This window comes from Sphingobacterium sp. GQ94 (genome assembly GCF_059758715.1).
The window spans coordinates 1-19,175 of sequence record NZ_JCAXEC010000013.1 but is presented as its reverse complement, the minus strand read 5'-3'; the positions used below and the strand labels follow the sequence as shown (position 1 = coordinate 19,175).

Annotated in this window: 19 protein-coding genes and 1 tRNA gene; 11 read left to right on the top strand and 9 right to left on the bottom strand. The window is 38.1% G+C overall.

The genetic code is table 11. The features are described from left to right. Positions 1-72: 72 nt before the first annotated feature. From AC6CHH_RS12185 to AC6CHH_RS12155, 7 genes are all read right to left on the bottom strand, one after another. On the bottom strand, positions 73-642 hold the full coding sequence (locus AC6CHH_RS12185) for a 5-formyltetrahydrofolate cyclo-ligase (protein ID WP_498283215.1): 570 nt from the start codon (positions 640-642) through the stop codon (positions 73-75). Between the two features lie 75 nt (positions 643-717). Continuing rightward, positions 718-1,278 carry an elongation factor P gene (efp, locus tag AC6CHH_RS12180; protein WP_498283213.1) on the bottom strand — a complete coding sequence of 187 codons (561 nt, stop codon included), beginning with the start codon at positions 1,276-1,278 and terminating at the stop codon, positions 718-720. 50 nt (positions 1,279-1,328) lie between these two features. Next, a complete protein-coding gene (locus AC6CHH_RS12175; RefSeq protein WP_498283211.1) occupies positions 1,329-1,949 on the bottom strand; it encodes an ABC transporter ATP-binding protein in 621 nt (206 codons plus the stop codon). A gap of 19 nt (positions 1,950-1,968) precedes the next feature. After that, entirely contained in the window at positions 1,969-2,763 is a 795-nt protein-coding gene (lpxA, locus tag AC6CHH_RS12170) for an acyl-ACP--UDP-N-acetylglucosamine O-acyltransferase (protein WP_498283209.1), read from the bottom strand. Positions 2,764-2,773: 10 nt separating this feature from the next. Further along, positions 2,774-4,168, bottom strand: a complete 1,395-nt coding sequence (locus AC6CHH_RS12165; protein WP_498283207.1) for a bifunctional UDP-3-O-[3-hydroxymyristoyl] N-acetylglucosamine deacetylase/3-hydroxyacyl-ACP dehydratase — start codon at positions 4,166-4,168, stop codon at positions 2,774-2,776. Positions 4,169-4,207: 39 nt separating this feature from the next. Next, complete coding sequence (gene lpxD / locus AC6CHH_RS12160) at positions 4,208-5,245, bottom strand: UDP-3-O-(3-hydroxymyristoyl)glucosamine N-acyltransferase (RefSeq protein ID WP_498283205.1); 1,038 nt, start codon at positions 5,243-5,245, stop codon at positions 4,208-4,210. A gap of 15 nt (positions 5,246-5,260) precedes the next feature. Further along, entirely contained in the window at positions 5,261-6,523 is a 1,263-nt protein-coding gene (locus tag AC6CHH_RS12155; RefSeq protein WP_498283203.1) for an HD domain-containing protein, read from the bottom strand. A 567-nt stretch (positions 6,524-7,090) separates the two neighbouring features. Here AC6CHH_RS12155 and porX point away from each other — a divergent pair. Genes porX through AC6CHH_RS12125 form a run of 6 tightly spaced genes read left to right on the top strand, consistent with a single transcriptional unit; the run spans position 7,091 to position 12,377 of the window. Continuing rightward, positions 7,091-8,644, top strand: coding sequence for a T9SS response regulator signal transducer PorX (gene porX / locus AC6CHH_RS12150; RefSeq protein ID WP_498283201.1), 1,554 nt, complete (start codon positions 7,091-7,093; stop codon positions 8,642-8,644). Positions 8,645-8,654: 10 nt separating this feature from the next. Beyond that, complete coding sequence (tsaE, locus tag AC6CHH_RS12145; protein ID WP_498283199.1) at positions 8,655-9,071, top strand: tRNA (adenosine(37)-N6)-threonylcarbamoyltransferase complex ATPase subunit type 1 TsaE; 417 nt, start codon at positions 8,655-8,657, stop codon at positions 9,069-9,071. A gap of 58 nt (positions 9,072-9,129) precedes the next feature. Continuing rightward, a complete protein-coding gene (locus AC6CHH_RS12140) occupies positions 9,130-9,681 on the top strand; it encodes an RNA polymerase sigma factor (RefSeq protein ID WP_498283197.1) in 552 nt (183 codons plus the stop codon). Next, entirely contained in the window at positions 9,678-10,445 is a 768-nt protein-coding gene (locus AC6CHH_RS12135; protein ID WP_498283195.1) for a hypothetical protein, read from the top strand. The genes AC6CHH_RS12140 and AC6CHH_RS12135 overlap by 4 nt, the downstream gene beginning before the upstream one ends. Then, a complete protein-coding gene (locus tag AC6CHH_RS12130; RefSeq protein ID WP_498283193.1) occupies positions 10,442-11,248 on the top strand; it encodes an outer membrane beta-barrel protein in 807 nt (268 codons plus the stop codon). Before AC6CHH_RS12135 ends, AC6CHH_RS12130 begins: the two co-directional genes overlap by 4 nt. Before the next feature lie 58 nt (positions 11,249-11,306). Continuing rightward, the gene (locus tag AC6CHH_RS12125) at positions 11,307-12,377 is read left to right on the top strand and encodes an ABC transporter ATP-binding protein (RefSeq protein WP_498283191.1); all 1,071 of its coding nucleotides are present in this window, start codon (positions 11,307-11,309) and stop codon (positions 12,375-12,377) included. 9 nt (positions 12,378-12,386) lie between these two features. On the opposite strand, the gene AC6CHH_RS12120 is transcribed toward AC6CHH_RS12125, so the two are convergent. Further along, positions 12,387-13,247, bottom strand: coding sequence for an alpha/beta hydrolase (locus AC6CHH_RS12120; protein WP_498283189.1), 861 nt, complete (start codon positions 13,245-13,247; stop codon positions 12,387-12,389). A 3-nt stretch (positions 13,248-13,250) separates the two neighbouring features. Then, positions 13,251-14,462 carry an alanine dehydrogenase gene (locus AC6CHH_RS12115; protein WP_498283187.1) on the bottom strand — a complete coding sequence of 404 codons (1,212 nt, stop codon included), beginning with the start codon at positions 14,460-14,462 and terminating at the stop codon, positions 13,251-13,253. 130 nt (positions 14,463-14,592) lie between these two features. On the opposite strand from AC6CHH_RS12115, the gene AC6CHH_RS12110 reads away from it, so the two are divergent. The 5 genes from AC6CHH_RS12110 (at position 14,593) to AC6CHH_RS12090 (ending at position 19,056) form a co-directional block, all read left to right on the top strand. After that, positions 14,593-16,527, top strand: a complete 1,935-nt coding sequence (locus AC6CHH_RS12110; protein WP_498283185.1) for a polysaccharide biosynthesis protein — start codon at positions 14,593-14,595, stop codon at positions 16,525-16,527. A gap of 70 nt (positions 16,528-16,597) precedes the next feature. Further along, positions 16,598-17,272 carry a tetratricopeptide repeat protein gene (locus AC6CHH_RS12105; RefSeq protein ID WP_498283183.1) on the top strand — a complete coding sequence of 225 codons (675 nt, stop codon included), beginning with the start codon at positions 16,598-16,600 and terminating at the stop codon, positions 17,270-17,272. A 64-nt stretch (positions 17,273-17,336) separates the two neighbouring features. Beyond that, entirely contained in the window at positions 17,337-17,825 is a 489-nt protein-coding gene (ribH, locus tag AC6CHH_RS12100) for a 6,7-dimethyl-8-ribityllumazine synthase (protein ID WP_498283181.1), read from the top strand. 217 nt (positions 17,826-18,042) lie between these two features. Then, positions 18,043-18,762: a hypothetical protein gene (locus AC6CHH_RS12095; protein WP_498283179.1), complete on the top strand. Its 720-nt coding sequence runs from the start codon at positions 18,043-18,045 to the stop codon at positions 18,760-18,762. Positions 18,763-18,981: 219 nt separating this feature from the next. Continuing rightward, positions 18,982-19,056: transfer RNA gene (locus tag AC6CHH_RS12090), tRNA-Glu, on the top strand. Positions 19,057-19,175 lie beyond the last annotated feature (119 nt).

The following is a 19,175-nucleotide window of genomic DNA, read 5'->3' as shown; positions in this document are numbered from 1 at the left end:
GTGGAAAGAGCTCCTAAGCCTTTTTAGACCAGCCTTTCCATTGTAAAAAGCACAGTACCCTCATTCTTGGGTTTAGAAATAATAGATTTTTTCTGGAGTGACAACCAAAGAAACAGGAATATCCCATATTTGAGTATCCTCTATGGTGTTGACAGGCTCAAAATAAGACAGTCCCAGCTTCAATACATCCGCCCTGCAGGTACTAAAAAATCGATCATAAAAACCCTTTCCATATCCTACCCGGTTGCCCTGCTCGTCAACGACCAATAATGGCGTAAGCACCGCATCAATACATGTTGCCGCAACGGGTTGTCCACCTATAGGCTCAGCGATCCCCCAAGCATTGATTTGTAATTCAGTTTGGGCATCGTAACGGTAGTGAGTAAGCTGATGGTTCTGGAAATCAGATTTAGAAATCAAAACTGTAATTTGTGGATAATTTTGCCAAATCCACTCAATAAATGGCTGTGTGTTGTATTCCTTAAATTTTCCAATTGGCAGATAACAATGCAAATAAGTGATGGCATCCCAAGGCAAGCTTTGTAAATTCAAAAACATGAGCCGGTCCATCGCTGCAATAAGGGTGTCGCTTAATGCATTTCGCTTTAACTTATAGGCTGTTCTGAGCGCTGATTTTTTCATTTAAAAAAATTAGCCTTGAAGCGTGAAAGACAACAAGGCTGTATAGACTAGCTAAAAAATAGGATTCATTTTAATTTATTTCACGCGTTCAATATAATCCCCCGTGCGCGTATCCACTTTCACCCGGTCCCCCTGATTAATGAACAAAGGAACTTTAATTTCAACTCCCGTTTCCACCGTAGCATTTTTAAGTGCACTGGTTGAAGTATCTCCTTTAACCGCTGGTTCCGTATAGGTTATTTCAAGCTCAACATTGGCCGGTGCTTGTGCCATAATAGGCTCATCACTCTCGAAGGCAACAATAACATTCATTCCCTCTTTTAAGAAACGAGCTGTTGTGCCAAATAAGTTTTTTGGGATGTTGAATTGCTCATAGGTATTATTATCCATGACAACAAAGAAATCACCTTCATCATAAAGATATTGATAATCATTCGTTTCAACACGAGCAATTTCTACCTCTTCGTCTGTCCTAAATCTATATTCTACTAATTTTCCAGTTTTGATATTACGCATTCTAGCTTGATAGAACGCACGTAAATTACCTGGGGTACGGTGAATGTATTCTTCTACCGCAACGAGTTCTCCGTTAAAACGAAGTATATTTCCACTTTTAACTTCTGAAGCTTTTGACATATGATTTATTATTGCTATACACAAAAATAGCAAAAATCACGATGAAAAGCTTATTTGTAATCCATTATTTGCAGATATTCCTCGCAAAAGTCGTATTCAATTTCTTGGTTGGAGCCTATAATTAAAATACGATTCGATTTGCAATCCTCGAGCAGCTCTAAATACCATTGTTCTGCGTTTCGATCCAAATTACTGGTCGGTTCATCCAACAATAAAATTTGACTATCCGACAGGCAGGCCAAGGCAAGTTTTACGCGTTGTTTCATTCCTGAGGAAAAAAAACGGATTTCCTTATGAAAAACAGAATCAGAGAATCCCAAACGCTCCTTCAATAGGTTCTTATCGAATCCAGGTAAGAAAGGTCTGAATTTAAAATGGAAGGTGATCAGTTCATCCAACGTAAATTCCTCGATGAGCTCGACATAAGGTGCGGCAAGGCTAATCCTTTGGTAGATGTGCTCTATATCTACCTTTTTATCTTGATGCTCGTAAAGTAACTCGCCTTCACTTGGGCTCAACGAGCCACTAAGCACTTTGATCAAGGTTGATTTTCCAGAACCATTAGGTCCAAGAATTGCATAACTTTTGCCAAAAGAAAAGGTATAATCAAGTGATCTAAAAATCCATTCTCGGTTATACCTCCTACCAATATTTTGTAGCGTTATTTTCAAATAATCAATTCATTAATAGTTAAATTCCTGATCTTCCTTGTCCAAACCCTTTAACAACTCCACGATTAGAAGCCCGAACGAATCCAAGAATCTCATCCCTGAGTTCAGTAGCCTCAAACCCGGTTTCCACAATATCCAACGCTTTACCTAGATTACTGTGTTGGACAAATAAAACACGGTATATATTTTGAATCTCTGTAATTTGCTCATTGGTAAACCCCCTTCTTCTAAGGCCCACTGAATTAATCCCTGCATAAGAAATCGGTTCGCGAGCAGCCTTAATATATGGAGGGACATCCTTACGAACCAAGGTACCCCCGGTTACAAAGGCGTGCGAGCCAATATTACAAAACTGATGGACAGCAACCATTCCCGCAAGCACGACATAGTTTCCTACAGTGATATGTCCAGCGAGCGTGCTGGAATTTGAAAAAATACAATTATCGCCGATGATGCAGTCATGCGCAATATGACTATAGGCCTGAATTAGACAATTTTTTCCAATCGAGGTTTTGTAACGATCTTTGGTACCACGATTTATAGTCACACATTCTCGTATGGTAGTATTATCCCCAATCTCTGCGACTGTGGTTTCCCCTTCAAACTTTAAATCCTGAGGTTCACCTGAAATGACAGCGCCTGGGAAGATTCGGCAATTTTTACCGATCCGTGCACCATTCATGATGGTCACATTGGAGCCAATCCAAGTGCCCTCTCCAATCTCCACATCTTTATGGATCGTTGAAAAAGGTTCAATTACGACATTCTGGGCAATTTTTGCATCAGGATGTATATATGATAATGGTTGTATCATTCTTAATTTTTTATCCTTTGACCTTAACTATTTGAGCCATTAATTCCGCCTCGCTCACGACTTTATCTCCAACCATGCCGACACCCTTCATCCGTGCAATCCCACGACGGATGGGCTCTAATAATTCACAGCTAAAGATAACAGTATCACCAGGTACAACCTGATTTTTGAATCTTGCATTTTCAATTTTCAAAAACAACGTTAACCAATTTTCAGGATCAGGCACGGTGTTTAGCACCAAGATTCCACCTGTCTGAGCCATGGCCTCAATCTGCAGAACACCTGGAAATAGAGGAGCTCCTGGGAAATGACCCATGAATAAATTTTCATTCATGGTCACATTTTTCAAACCTACAACATGGGTTTCAGATAGTTCCAATATTTTATCAATCATCAAAAAGGGTTGACGATGAGGTAAAATTTCCATGATTTGCACGGTATCATAAACCGGAGGTGTGTTGGGATCATACACCTTTACATTCTTTTTGTTTTTCTCTCGTTTCATCTGGGCTTTGATTCGTTTGGCAAAAGCGACATTTGCAGCATGTCCAGGACGCGCCGCCATGATATGTCCTTTAATAGGTTTACCAACCAAAGCCAAGTCACCAATCATATCCAACAATTTATGTCGGGCTGGTTCATTCTGATAGCGTAAAGAAATATTATTTAAAATACCTTCTTGCGCTACTTCTACTTTTTTATGAAATAATCCTTGAAGTTTTTCCAATTCACCATCCTCTACTTCCCGATCTACAATCACAATTGCGTTCGATAGATCACCCCCTTTTATTAAATTCTGGCTTACTAAGGCTTCCAGTTCATGCAGGAAGCAGAATGTTCTTGAGGCAGCAATTTCCTTACTAAATTCCTCAATGTTTGTGATAGATGCATGCTGACTTCCAAGTACCGGAGAGTTGAAATCGATCATACAGGTAATCCGGTAACCATCAACAGGCATCGCAACAATTTCAACCTGGTTTTCAGGATCGGTATAATGTATATTGTCAATGACTTCAAAAAAATCACGATCGCCATCCTGTTCAAAAAATCCAACTTCTTGAATTTTCTCAATGAAGATAGCCGAACTTCCATCCAAAATAGGGACCTCGGGTGCATCAATTTCTATCAGTACATTATCCAATTGTAAACCAACCAAGGCCGCCATCAAATGTTCGATTGTACTGACAGAAGCTCCATTTTGTGTAATGGTTGTTCCTCTGGCGGTATTAGACACATTGTCTACATCCACACAAACAATTGGCTGACCATCTAAATCTACGCGTTTGAACTTATACCAATGATTCTCAGCTGCTGGTTTCAAGGTGACGTTAACTTGTTTGCCCGTATGAAGCCCAACGCCAGAAAAATGGACATCAGATTTAATGGTTCTTTGTTTTACGTTCATATCTAACATTCGTGTTTTTGCAAAAATTTTCCGGTAAAGTTAGCTATTATTTCTCTCTTTTAATTGCTCTTCAAGCTCCCTCAAGCGTCTTTCTAACTCAGGTAACTTTGAGTATAAAACTTGAGATCGCAATTCATTTTGATAGGGAAAAGCAGGGCTTCCTCCCCATTTCTTGTTTTCTTCTTTAATGCTTTTATTGACACCAGATTGTGCTTGAATCTGACTGCCATCTGCAATGTTAATGTGCCCCACTACCCCGACCTGACCTCCCAGAACAACTTGATTACCAATCTTAGTACTCCCGGAAACCCCGGTTTGCGCCGCGATTACTGTATTATAACCAACCTCGACATTATGAGCAATCTGAATAAGATTATCAAGTTTAGACCCTTGTTTGAGAACTGTCGACCCTAGCGTAGCGCGGTCGATAACCGTATTGGCTCCGATTTCTACCTTATCCTCGATAACTACGTTACCGATTTGTGGAACTTTTTCATACGATCCATCATCCTTGGGAGCAAAACCAAATCCATCACTTCCAATGACAGAGCCAGCATGGATGATGACCTGATGACCAATTTTACATTCCTCATAAATCTTCACACCAGGAAAGATAATGACCTGATCCTGAATGACCACATTGTCCCCGATATAAACCTGGGGATATATTTTTACCTGATTACCTATTCTAACATTTTTTCCTATATAGGTGAAGGCACCCACATATGGGTCCTTTCCTAGGGTAGCTGATTCGTGAATATATACTTGTTCATCGATCCCTTTCCTATCAAAACGCAGTTCATTGTATAATTTTAATAACTCGGTAAAGGCGGTATAAGCGTTCTTAACACGAATTAAAGTTGAGCTAACAGGCCTTTGAAGAACCAAATCTTCATTAATCACAATAATGCCGGCTTGTACCTCATAAATATAATGTTCATACTTGGGGTTGGCTAAAAATGTCAAACTCGAAGATGTAGCCTCTTCCAATTTAGAAAGTTGATCCACCACCTTCGCAGAGTCTCCCTGGAGCTCCCCGTTTAATAATGTCGCTATTTGTTCAGCAGTAAATTGCATTAAATAAAACTAAATTTAAGTATTAATTATTGTTTGATGGCGAGCTGGTATAAATCCAATTTCCTTAGGATAGGAAATTGCATATTTTTCAACCCTTTTAGCCAATGCTTCTATATTTGACAAATCTGAAGCTTGCGTAATATCCTTTAAATCACCATCCTTATCCAAAACACAAATCTTACTTACCGATGTATCGTATGCACGATTACCAACAACCCCCTGATAAATAAAATACCCCAAATCCTGCTCATTGATACCAAATTTTTCGATCACTTTTTGCTTTAATTCCAGAATATAATCTTCAGAAAAAGGTACACTGCTCATCTCGGTACGAAATAACTCCCGATGAATGATTTTTGAACACAACATACTTAAAATCTGATCCTCATGATCCGCCCAAATCTTAATCGCTGAGAGAATATCCGTATCGTCCAAACGAGTAAACCAGTTTAAATGCGACTCATCAGCTAGAAAACAATCCAGATTGATGGTGTTATTCAAAAAATGCGCAAGAGCAGGTGTGGCAAATAAATGCACGCCCTGAGCACTTAATTCTTTTGCTCTAGCAAGTGCGTTAATTAACATTTGCTCGGCGGCGATAACCGTTTTATGCAGATATACCTGCCAATACATTAATCTTCTGGCAATCAAAAACTTCTCAACAGAATATATCCCTTTAATTTCCACAACGAGTTGATCGTGCTGAACATTGAGCATTTTGATAAGTCGATCAAAAGAGATAACCCCTTCGGAAACTCCAGTAAAAAAACTATCTCTATTCAAGTAATCCATTCGATCCGTATCCAATTGGCTCGAGACTAATTGATGTAAGAATTTACGTGGATAACGGTCATTGAATATCGTAATAGCCAAATCCAACCGTCCATGAAATTCTGCATTCAATTTATCCATCAACAAAGATGATATCAATTCATGTGAAACACCCTCCACTAAGGTATGTTCCAAAGAATGCGAAAATGGACCATGACCAATATCATGCAGTAAAATAGCAACCAAAGCAGCCTCTTCCTCTTGCGCTGAAATTAAAATATCTTTCCCCCGAAGGGTCTCAATAGCCAGAGACATTAAATACATCGCGCCAACAACATGTTGAAATCGAGTATGTAAAGCTCCCGGATATACAAGATGTGTCATACTAACTTGCTTTATGTAACGAAGCCTTTGCAAGTAAGGATGTTGGATGAGGTCATAAATAAAACCTGAGGGAATCGTTACAAAACCATATACAGGATCATTTATTATCTTTTTCTTATTCAAATGTATTAAAGTGATTAAAACTTAGCTCTTTACAAATTTAATTTTAAATATGATTAAAACTAAGTTACGCGCAAAGATACATACATGGTACTTAATTAATGTTAAAAATAATTCAAAATCAATCAATTTTCTTCCTGACCCTGGAAAACAGTGTGGACTAGCTAAAAAAATGAGTTCAAAAATCACAAAAACTTGAAATAATAACTCAGAAAATTTGGTTTTATATAACCAAAATGCATAAAACAGGGTATTGGCGCAACCTAACAGGCTTTTTAGGGAAAAGATAAAGTCTTAAAAACGGAAGCAAATTATTTCCCATGTGGGCGGTATTATGTTAAAAAGGATACCAAGCCGCAACGCAATTCACCAGAACGTGTTTTGTTCAGGTAAAATCTTCGAAGATGAGGATTCAAAATCAACTAGCAAACATCCGGTTTCACCATATTTACTTCATAAAAAAAACACAAATTGGAAACAATCTTATTAATCTGAACCCCACTTACAGGCAATAATTAACACAAAATCGTATAAAAAAATGTAAATTAGCTCCATAAAGTAGCTAGAAACATGCAGAAAATATATATCCTTTGGGCTGATGACGAAATTGAGTTTTTGAAACCCCATATTTTGTTATTAGAAAAAAGAGATTACAAAGTAAAAACCGTAAATAACGGTGCTGATGCAGTGGAAGCATTCCGAGAAGAACCCTTTGATTTGGTTTTTTTAGATGAAAACATGCCCGGGCTTACTGGACTGGAAACCTTAAACAAACTAAAGGCAATTAATCCCTCTATTCCCATGGTTTTAGTAACTAAAAATGAAGAGGAACATTTAATGGAAGAGGCCATTGGTGCAAAAATAGATGATTACTTAATTAAACCTGTAAATCCGAAACAGATTCTACTGACCATTAAAAAGTTCACTGAGAATAAGCGATTGGTTTCTCAAAGAACCTCCATGGCCTACCAACAAGAATTCCTGGAACTGGGTATGCGGATGAATGACAATTTGAATGATCGCCAATGGGTTGATGCCTACAAAAAACTACTTTATTGGGAAATTGCCTTGGAAAAATTAGATGATGCCGGAATGCATGAGATTTTAACCATGCAAAAGTCTGAAGCCAATCTCTTGTTTTCCAAGTTTATCGAAAAAGAATACATCGGATGGATGAAGAATCCAGAAAATGGCCCCACCTTTTCGCATCAACTTTTTAAGAAGAAAGTTTTTCCAAAATTGGAAGCTGACAAACCAACCTTCTTTTTTTTAATTGATAACCTGAGATACGATCAATGGAAAATCATCAATGAGGTCATCTCCGAATATTACCGGATGGAGGAAGAGGATCATTACTACAGCATTCTTCCCACAGCGACCCAATACGCCAGAAACGCTATTTTTAGCGGACTAACACCCTTAGAAATGGAAAAAAGGTTTCCAAACCAATGGCAGAATGATGAAGAAGAAGGAGGTAAAAACCTCTACGAGGATGTGTTTTTAGCGGATCAAATAAAACGAGTTTATCGTCCAGAGATCAAACACAGCTACACGAAAATCATTACCATGGAACAGGGAAAGGAAGTGCTGGAAAACATCAATAAACTGATGCAGAATGACCTAAATGTATTGGTTTACAATTTTGTCGATATGCTCTCACACGCCCGTACGGATATGGCGATGATTCGTGAACTTGCCAACGATGAGGCCGCTTATCGTTCGCTTACCTTATCTTGGTTTGAACACTCGCCTCTATTGGAAGCTTTGAAATGGCTAGCCCAAAAAAAGGTTCGGGTAATTATCACCACTGATCATGGAACAATCCGGGTGAAAAAACCCAGCAAAATCATTGGGGACCGCAACACCAATTCAAATTTAAGATACAAACAAGGAAAGAACCTAAATTATGTCGGCAAAGATGTTTTTGTTATTAAAAACCCACTGGAGGCCGGGCTTCCAAGGATTCACATGAGTTCAACCTTTGTATTTGCCAAGGAGGACACCTATTTTGTCTACCCAAACAATTACAATCAATTTGTCAACTACTTCAATGGAACATTCCAACATGGAGGTATCTCAATGGAGGAAATGATCATTCCTTTTATTACATACAATCCAAAATAATTGCTCAAAAATGAAAATTCACGTTGCCAACAGAACAGAATTAAACAAAGCCGCAACCTGGTTATTAAAAAATACCACCGATCAAAAAGTATTTTTATTTAAAGGAGAAATGGGGGCTGGTAAAACCACATTCATTAAAGCGATCTGTGAACACTTGGGTGTCAAAGAGCATACCTCAAGTCCAACATTTTCTATTGTTAATGAATATGAGTCTCCTGAAGGGCCCGTGTATCATTTTGATTTTTACCGCCTTAAGCATGAAGATGAAGCTCTTGACTTGGGGTATGAGGAATATTTCTATTCAGGAAATTATTGCTTTGTAGAATGGCCAGAAAAGATTGCTGGTCTAATTCCAGATGATGCAATGATCGTGCAGATCAAAATTCTCTCAGAATTTAGCCGGGAAATTGAAATTATTTCAAAATAATTTCAACCCCAAGCAACTCTTCCCTCACATACGACGTCTTGTAATAAACCAGACTAATTTGGAACCTTCGAAAATAACACGCTTATGGGAAAAATGCGAATCAAATGATCGTCAAGCTCAAAATGAGATTTATAACTTATTTGCAGCTAAAATGTATAGTCTGTGTCTACGATACGCTCCTGATGCGGCTGAAGCACAAGACATCTTACAAAATGGGTTTATCAAAGTATTCACTAAAACTAACTCCTATAAAGGGACAGGATCCTTGGAGGGATGGATACGAAGAATAATCATCAACACAGCAATTGAGCATTATAGAAAAAACAAAATAAACTTTTTTTCAATCGAGAAGATAATTGATCATCCAGAAATTGATATTCAAGAAGCCAATTCTTTGGATCATGTAAACTATAAAGATTTACTGAACATCATTCAACAGTTACCCATCGGATACCGGACTGTTTTTAACCTCTACGCTATTGAAGGTTATAATCACAAAGAAATTTCCGACATGTTAAACATCAATGAGAGTAGTTCTAAGTCACAACTTTTCAGGGCCAGAGCGTGGCTGAGAGAAAGAATAAAAAGAACGGAGGAATTTTCAAAATGAAAGAGAACGAATTAGATAAACAGATTGCGGCCAAGATTAGAGAGCACGAGCTCCCTCCCCCACCTTCGGTATGGCAAGGTATCCAGCAGGAATTGGAGCGCAAAGAGAACGCAGGAATAAGAAAAATAGTGCTTTTAAAAAGAATTGGACTTGCTGCGTCTCTGCTACTTTGTTTGGGGTTTACACTTAAGATTTTTTGGAATACAGAAAACGAAAAAAATAAATTCCAGCAATCAATTAAAGAAAGAACGGATAATACCGCATCGCGCCCACAAGGAACAGTTGATCAGATCGAATTGAATCCCAGCGAGCCTACATCTAGCGTGCAAGAAATACAGGAAAATCAAGCTCAAAATGTAGACAAAAAGGCTGTGCGAAAAAACGAATATCAGTTTGCCTCTTCCTCAGAAAGCCAAAAAAAGCTTCCGCGAAGCCTACGCATCGACCACTTAGCTAAAAACCAAACGGTCAGTCCACAGAAGCTCTCTGAACCAGAAATCCTTAGTTTGCAAGAGATTCCAACCAGGGAACTTACCATCCAACGTATTCAAGCAGACTTTGATGAGCAAAACCGAAGTTATTCCAGGGTTGAATCGAAAGGGAAGACCAGCCGGAATATAATGATTAAACTTTTAAATAAAGTCTCAGAAAACATAAACCTGGTGGATAAAGACATACGATTTGATCAAGACGAAGAAGGAACTATAACAATTGATTTAACCAATCCAATAGCCACAACAAAGAAAAAAATGCAAGAAATATGAAAGTAAAAAAAATACTCACAACAGGGATTGCGCTCCTGACGATCAGTTCTGTTAGCTTTGCGCAACAGGAAGAAAAAACAAAAAAAGATTCCGTTTTAGAATCGATGAGCATTGACATTAATCTAGGCAAAGACGATGATGATGATGATGAGAATTCTAAGGAAAAGAAAATAACTTACCCCAGAAGTTTTGGCGGAATTACGTTCACGCGGATTGATTGGGGATTCTCGCGACTATCCGACGGTGGAAGTTTCACTCTTTCAGAACCAAACAAGTTTTTAAGCTATAAAAAGGCCTCCAATTTTGGATTTGATATTGCGCAATATGGATTAAGATTTTCTGAAAAATTTAAAGTATATCTTTCAGCCGGTTTTGAATGGAATTACTGGAGACTAGAACAAGATATTCTGTTAGTAGAGAATAAAACTCCACTGAGTTATGAGCCTCTGGATGCGGATGCCCATTACAAAAAGAATGTCTTAACCTCCACCTACCTTAGACTGCCCCTGGCTTTTGAATTCAGATCCGGAAAACTCAATAACGGTAACCGGGTGAAATTCACCATAGGTGCAATGACAGGTGTGTTATTAAAAGGTACCCAGAGATTAAAATCTAATGAAAATGGAAAACAGAAATTTAAGGACACCTATAACTTTCAAACCTTTCAATATGGGCCTTTTGTCCGTGTAGGCTACGATAATTTTGGTTTTTTCGGTAAATATTACATGAACGACTTATTTGAAAAAAGTCCAGATCAAAAGGGCTTGCGAAATATTGCCTTTGGTCTAACCCTTGGCTTTTAATAGAAAATCGAAATCAAAACTGTATTTTTGTGTCGGGTCCAAAAGCCCGACATTTTTTATGGCGCAGCAACAAAATTCTTGTCAACCTATTTTTTCTGATGTTCAAGTACCTAATCTACCTTTGATTCAGGGAAAAGATCTGAGTTGTGCGTTTGAAGGTGCCGGAATTATTAAGGCGGTCGATGAGGTCAATTTTGCGATCGAACAAGGAAAAATTACGGCGATCATTGGTGAATCGGGAAGCGGGAAAACGAGTCTATTAAAATTGATCTATGGTTTATTAGAACCCAGTACTGGTGAAGTACGTTATCAGGGTTGGCTAGTCCCAACCCGCAAAGACAAACTTATACCAGGACATAATGCCATGAAATTGGTATCTCAAGGATTTGATGATTTAAACCTATATGCAAAAGTTTGGGACAATATAGCCTCGCAACTATCCAATACCAATCTGGAATTAAAAGTGAGCAAGACACAAGAAGTTCTTGAAAAGCTAAAAATTGACCATTTGGCCCAAAAAAGAGTGGCGGATCTGAGTGGCGGAGAAAAACAACGGGTAGCCATATCAAGGGCATTAATCAATGAGCCTGAAGTGTTGCTAATGGACGAACCTTTCAACCAGGTTGATGCAGCTTTTCGTGATGAGTTACAGCACGATATCCAGCAGATTGTTAATCAGACCGGTCTTACGATAATTTTAGTTTCGCATGATCCGACCGAGGTTTTGGCGATGTCAGATTACCTGATTGTCATGAAAAATGGAAAAATAACGGACCAAGGCAATCCAAAGGATCTTTATCATACGCCCGAACACCCTTATACCGCCCGACTTCTCTCAAAAAGTAATATCCTAAGTCTCGATCAGGCAAAAATGCTTAACCTTAACCACCAAGTCATTAAGGGCCCAATTGGTATAAAGCAAGAGCACATCCAGATCAGTCCAGACAAAGACTCAGAATTTTGGATAAAGGAAATTCGTTTTAGAGGGTTCTATAACGAGTTGGTCCTGGGCCATGAACTCCTCACCCTTCACATGATTCAATATCCTGTCCTTAGGTTCGAAAAAAACGCGAGAGTGGCGATTTCCATCTCTCACTTCCATCCTTTCAAATCGGAAAAATATTCCTAAAAATTTTGATCAATTAACAGTAGGTAGCCAATCGAGCATAGCGGTAAACCAATCTCTTGTGTCTGTTTTGTTAACCAGACCAAATCCATGTCCCCCTTGTTCATAAGTGAAAAGTGTGTTGGGTATTCCGTAACGGTTTAAGCTCCTTTGATAACGGTAACTGTTTTCGATAGGCACTGATTTATCATCCTTTGCACTCATCAAAAATGTCGGTTGAGACTCTTTGCTAACCTGTTTTTCAGTGGAGAAGAATTCCACATCTTTTTGATCGAAATCCGGACCAATTAAATTCTTCTTGGAACCGCTATGCGTGATGGAATCGTTCATTGATATGACAGGGTAACACAATACAGAAAAATCAGGTCTAAGGTTCACCTTTTTTAAGGCTTTGGTTTGTGGATGCTTGTACAAGGTCGATAAGCTAGCCGCTAAATGACCACCAGCCGAGAAACCGATGACAACCACTTTTTTGCCCTTATTTTCTTGACGAATAGTACGCATCGCATATTGCGCATCCTGAAGAGGCCCAAAGCGCTTGTCTAGCATCGTTTGTTCATTTGGAAGCCTGTAATCCAGAACATAGGCAGAATAACCGTTTTCATTTAGCCTTTTGGCTACATCGTGTCCCTCATGGTTAATGGCTACTCCGCTATAACCGCCCCCTGGAATGACTAAAAAAACCAAATTCTTATCCTGGTTTTCCAATACATAGGAATAAAGTTTGGGTTTTAGTTTCTCATCAAGTTCATCTAAGGTTTTACTGGAACCTGGAATTTGTTGTGCTCCGTATAAATAACTCTTCACCCCCTGGTTTTGCGCCTGAACTTGAACTGCTAACATGCTTAAAATTAAAATAAGTAGGTTTCTCATTGTTTATAGATTTGTCATGACCATTAAGTTTAAATCCTTGCAAGGGAGGTTAAACTTTTCGCTCATATCTTTGTTGGTTAAATTTCCATGGTAAAGATAAACGGCACTTCGAATACCCTGATTGGACCAAATTATATTGTTCATTCCTCCGAGTTCAGCGATTTCCAACAGGATGGGCGTGAAAATATTGGTTAAAGCATAGGTAGCGGTTCTTGCTACTCGGGAGGCAATATTTGGAACACAGTAGTGAATCACGTCGTACTTTTTAAAAACAGGCCGTTCATGATTGGTGACCTGAGAGGTTTCAAAACAGCCCCCTTGATCTATGCAAACATCAATTAACACAGAATTGGGTTTCATTTTAGAAACAGTAGCTTCTGAAATCAGACAAGGAGTGCGTCCATTTTTAGCACGAACCGCTCCTATTACCACATCCGAAGTTCGGACGGCTTTGTTTAACACCAGCGGTTGAATAACCGACGTAAAAACGCGTGAACCAACATTACTTTGCAAGCGACGAAGCCTGTATACCGAGCTATCAAACACCTTAACCTGAGCGCCCAAGGCTATCGCTGTACGTGCCGCAAACTCGCCGACGGTTCCCGCGCCTATGATGACCATTTCAGTCGGAGGAACTCCCGTCACTCCACCCAGCATCAATCCCTTCCCTTCAAAAACATTCGAGAGGTATTCTGCAGCAATGAGTACAGAAGTGGTGCCGACGATCTCACTCATCGCCCGGACCACGGATAGGTGACCACCCTCATCTTGAAGATATTCAAAAGACAAGGCCGTAACTTGTTTTTTCATCAATGCTTTGAGTACATCAAAATTCATTAATGAGGGTTGTTGAGAACTAAATAAGACTTGTCTGTTTTTCATCAAATCAACCTCTTTCAAGGTAGGACTTGAAATTTTTATAATAATATCAGCCGAATAGACTTCTTTTTTATCGTATACAATCCGTGCGCCTTGCTCACTATAATGGTGATCCAGAAAATTAGAAGCCAAACCTGCACCGCTCTCAAAAATAACTTCATGGCCATGCTCTACAAGTAAGCCAACCGACAAGGGAGTTAAGGCTATCCTGTTTTCCTGAAAAGTATATTCTTTTGGAATTCCAATGGTTAATCTGTCCATTTTATTTCCTTTGCTTAATAACGATTCTTTAGGCTGCAAGACTCCTGTTTGGGCCAGTTTTGTAACATTTATCATTTCACTAAAAAATAATTCTAGATAAAAATTCGCAATATAATTTCTACAAAATAGTCATAATGGATTATATTTGGTAATTATTCGAATATTAAAATTAATTTATGTTACGTTTGCATACTAACCTGTCGCAATGAAACTACTAAAGCCTTTGAATCACATCAAGATTGTTCCAAGATGGATTATTTTCATGTTTGACATAGCCATTTCTGCTTGTGCGTTTTTATTTGCCTACACGCTATTTAACAACTTTAAAATAGATTCATTCTCCAAAGTGGACTTTTCCATTGAGTTCCTTTTCTGTATGACCCTGACGGCAATATCCTTTTTAATATTTAAACTCTATAGTGGAATTGTACGTTATACCAGCGCAGTGGATTCCATACGAATCCTATCGGTAATTGTATTTACCTCGATCACTATGTTTATTGCCAAGTTGATTTGTATAGCTCTGGCAATCCCCTTAAACATTCCGACCAACCTAATCATTATCTATGCTTTGTTTGCATTTACTGGTTTAACGACCTATAGAACTTGTATCAAAATCTTTTTTCAATACACCAAGTCTACAAAAAATGGGAGAAAAAATGCGATCGTATATGGTGCTGGCGATTTAGGAATCGCAGTAAAACGGACATTTGAACACGATTTTCGGGCCGAAAAAAGTATCGTGGCCTACATTGATGACAACGAGGAGAAAATTGGAAAGTCCATTGATGGATTGAAGATTTACGGATCAAAAGATTTCACACGAGTCATCAAAAAGTATGGAGTAGATGAGTTGATAATAGCCTCATCGAATATCGACATTGACACCAAAAATAACATTATAGACATGGCCCTTGAGCATAGTGTGACCGTGTTAACTCTTCCTCCTGTAAATAAAATCATGAATGGAGATTTATCTCCCGCTCAAATTAAACAAGTAAAAATTGAAGACCTGTTGGAGCGGGCCCCTATTCAAATTTCCAATGAAAAACTCCTAGATCAACTGCAAGGAAAACGTGTTTTAGTAACAGGAGCGGCTGGCTCGATTGGAAGTGAAATTTCCAAACAATTAGGAAAATATGAGCCTCAAATGATCATCCTGTGTGATCAAGCAGAATCCCCGTTACATAACCTGCAACTGGATTTGCAGGATCAATTTAAGAATCAAATCTACCACACATTTATCGCAGACGTTCGAAGCGAGAAACGCATGCGCGAGCTCTTTGAAACATTTAAGCCTCATTATGTGTATCATGCAGCGGCTTACAAACATGTTCCAATGATGGAGAATCATCCAAGTGAAGGCGTAAAAACCAACGTTTTTGGCACTCACCTGCTTGCCAATCTTTCCGTAGAATTTGATGTACTGAAATTTGTATTTGTTTCTACCGATAAAGCCGTAAATCCAACCAATATTATGGGCGCTACCAAAAGGATCGCCGAAAAATATGTACAATCGTTAAACAATCACCTTTCTACACAAAATGGCACTAAATTTACCCGATTCATAACCACTCGCTTCGGTAATGTATTAGGGTCCAATGGTTCGGTTATCCCTCGATTTCGAGATCAGATTGAAAAAGGGGGACCTGTTACGGTCACCCATCCCGATATAACACGCTATTTTATGACCATACCGGAGGCTTGTGAGCTGGTCATTGAGGCTGGTAACATGGGACAAGGAGGAGAAATTTTTGTTTTCGATATGGGAAAATCAGTTAAGATCGTGGATCTTGCCAAAAAAATGATTCGTCTTTCCGGTTATATCCCTTTTAAAGATATTGAAATTAAATTCACTGGACTAAGGCCTGGAGAAAAACTTTACGAAGAATTGTTAAATGACCTGGAAAATACGATCCAAACGCACCATGAAAAAATCATGATCGCAAAAGTGAGAAACAATGATTTTCAATCGGTTAAGAACGAATTAAGAGATTTATCAAAAGGACTAGAGTCCTCTAACCACCTAGATATTGTAAGGCAGATGAAGGTAATGGTACCTGAATTTTTGAGTCAAAACTCAATTTATGAGCAGTTGGACAAAGAAATTCTAATGGCAAAAGAAACAAAGACCACTTAATTTTCCATAAAATATTGCAAATATTCATTAAAAGTGTATTTTTGCGTTCCGTAATCTATTAAAACTAAGAATGTCACAAAATAAACAAAACGTTTCTTCCACCGTAAAATCCGGATCGAAGAAATCTTTTTTTCAAGAAAATGAAAAGAGTATCATCTTTATTATCGCAGGTATCATTGTTTTGATTCTGCTGTATATAGGGTACCAAAAATTATATCTTGCTCCAAGAGCAGAAAAAGCAGGTGCACAAATGTTCCAAGCGGAATATTATGCAACAATCGATTCTTTACAAAAGAAAGCAATAGATGGTGACGGATCATTCCCTGGATTTAAAGAAATCGCAGATGAGTATTCGAATACCAAATCTGCAAATATTGCCAATGCATACCTAGGAGGGCTTTATTTACGTGAGAAAAACTTCAAAGATGCCATTAAATATTTAGAAAAATATACTGAAACCGGAAGTGAAATCCTAGATCCATTAATCATCGGTTTACTGGGTGATGCGTATTCAGAAGAAAAAATTTATGATAAAGCAGCGAGTTATTATAAACAAGCCGCTGACAAGTCAAAAAACGCATTCACAACTCCTCTTTTCTTGAAGAAACTAGGATTGGTATATGAAGAACTTCAAGACTTTAAAAACGCTGAATCTGCTTATCAGAGAATCAGAGATGAATACCCTGAGAGCTCAGAATCAACAACAATAGACAGTTTTATCGCTAGAGTGCAAGCAAAAAACTAGTCAGGAAAAAATTAGTTATCTTTGTGGGCTATCTTTTCGATAGCCCATTTTTATTTTATAATGTATGTCTAGCAGTTTAAAGAATCTTTCCGACTTTTCACACATTCAAGTAGGAAATGCTGAAAACTTGAAATTTACCATCGTGGTATCGCAATGGAATGCACAAGTGACCGGTTCCTTATTAAAAGGAGCATTCGAGGGTTTAATAAATCATGGTGCTTTGGAAGAAAACATCAAACTTATTGAAGTCCCAGGTAGCTATGAATTAATCTCCGGAAGTGACCTTGCCTTGCGAGATAACTCGGTAGACGCAGTAATTACTTTGGGCTGTGTGATTCAAGGAGAAACCCGTCATTTTGATTTTATTTGTCAAGCTGTAGCTTCTGGTCTGGCGCAAGTTGGTATAAAATATACTAAACCCGTAATTTTCGGCGTTCTAACAACAGATAACTTACAACAGGCCTTAGACAGATCTGGAGGAATTCACGGAAACAAAGGCGAAGAAGCCGCAATTACAGCAATTCAAATGGCCTTGATCCAAAAGAACCATTAAAAAACGGTACCATTAATGGTATTGTTTTTGATAATCATGGACTATGAAACATTACCTGTTAATATTTCCGATGATTGATTCAATGAAACAATTGTCTTTTAATCGTGTGATACTAAATCGTACGGTATTAAATATTCCTGCCCGAGTACATAACTTTGGGCATAGATTAGGTACATGTTAATCCTAAAAGGTTAATCCCCTATTAAACTTCAGCAAAATGAAATATCAAAAGAAAATAGTTTTCTATTTCTATATAATTTTTACTGCCTCCATTTTTTCAACAGACCTCTTACAGGCTCAATCAAAAGATATAGTTGATAAAATATGGGCTAGCGCGGGAGGCAAACCAAAATGGGAAGATACCCGTTACATCATGTTTACCGTAACAGGGCAGAGCAAATTTCCTTCAATCACAGGAGATAGAAAGTTTTTATTAGACAAACAATCAGGAAACATTCGCTTTGAGGGTGCCTTAGAACAGGAGAATCTTGTTGTTTTAATGAACGTGCAGAACAAGCAGATCCAACATGTTTACAATGAGAGCGGCTCTGAGCTTCCAATAGATCAATACCAACACTTGGCAACTGATTTAACGAAACAATATGCGATCGACTTGAAACTACTTGCCCTTCCTGTTAATATTGTAAACTCTTCATTGAGTTCGGAAACTGAAAGTAAAATCATCAATGCCGAAAAACTCCAGAAAATGGAGTTTGGGAGTTTTCTTGGTAGCTCCGGAAATATTTATGTTAATCAAGAATCAGGTTTAATTAAACAAATTGATCTGCACGGCACAAGCTACTTGATTAATGAATACAAAGATATCGGTAATGGATTGGTATTCCCTACCCTCTTTAAAAGCAGCAAAGACAGCATTCATTATCAAAAGGTGGCCTCCTTCACGGACATGGAAACGTCAAAATTCTCAAAATTTTAAAAGTACAAAGAGCATCATACGCGATAAGCTGTTTTTGTGTATGATGCTAATTATGCTCAGTTTAATCTCTTGATATTCCTTATTTTTTCAATTCGTTCATCTGAATCAAGATTTAATTTTTCAACGTAAAAATAATATTGAAAAATTTGTCCCATATTTTTTTTATTTTTTTTGTATTTAATATTTATAATCCTATATTTGCACACCGAATAACAAAACGGCCCGTTCGTCTAGGGGTTAGGACGCAAGATTTTCATTCTTGTAACAGGGGTTCGATTCCCCTACGGGCTACCAGATCGAAGATCAAAACATACAAAAGCTTGCAAATTTAATGTTTGCAAGCTTTTTGTTTTTTGACTTTTTTAGCACAGCTTTTTAAATGAAATTTTAAATACGTATATTTGATTTATCAA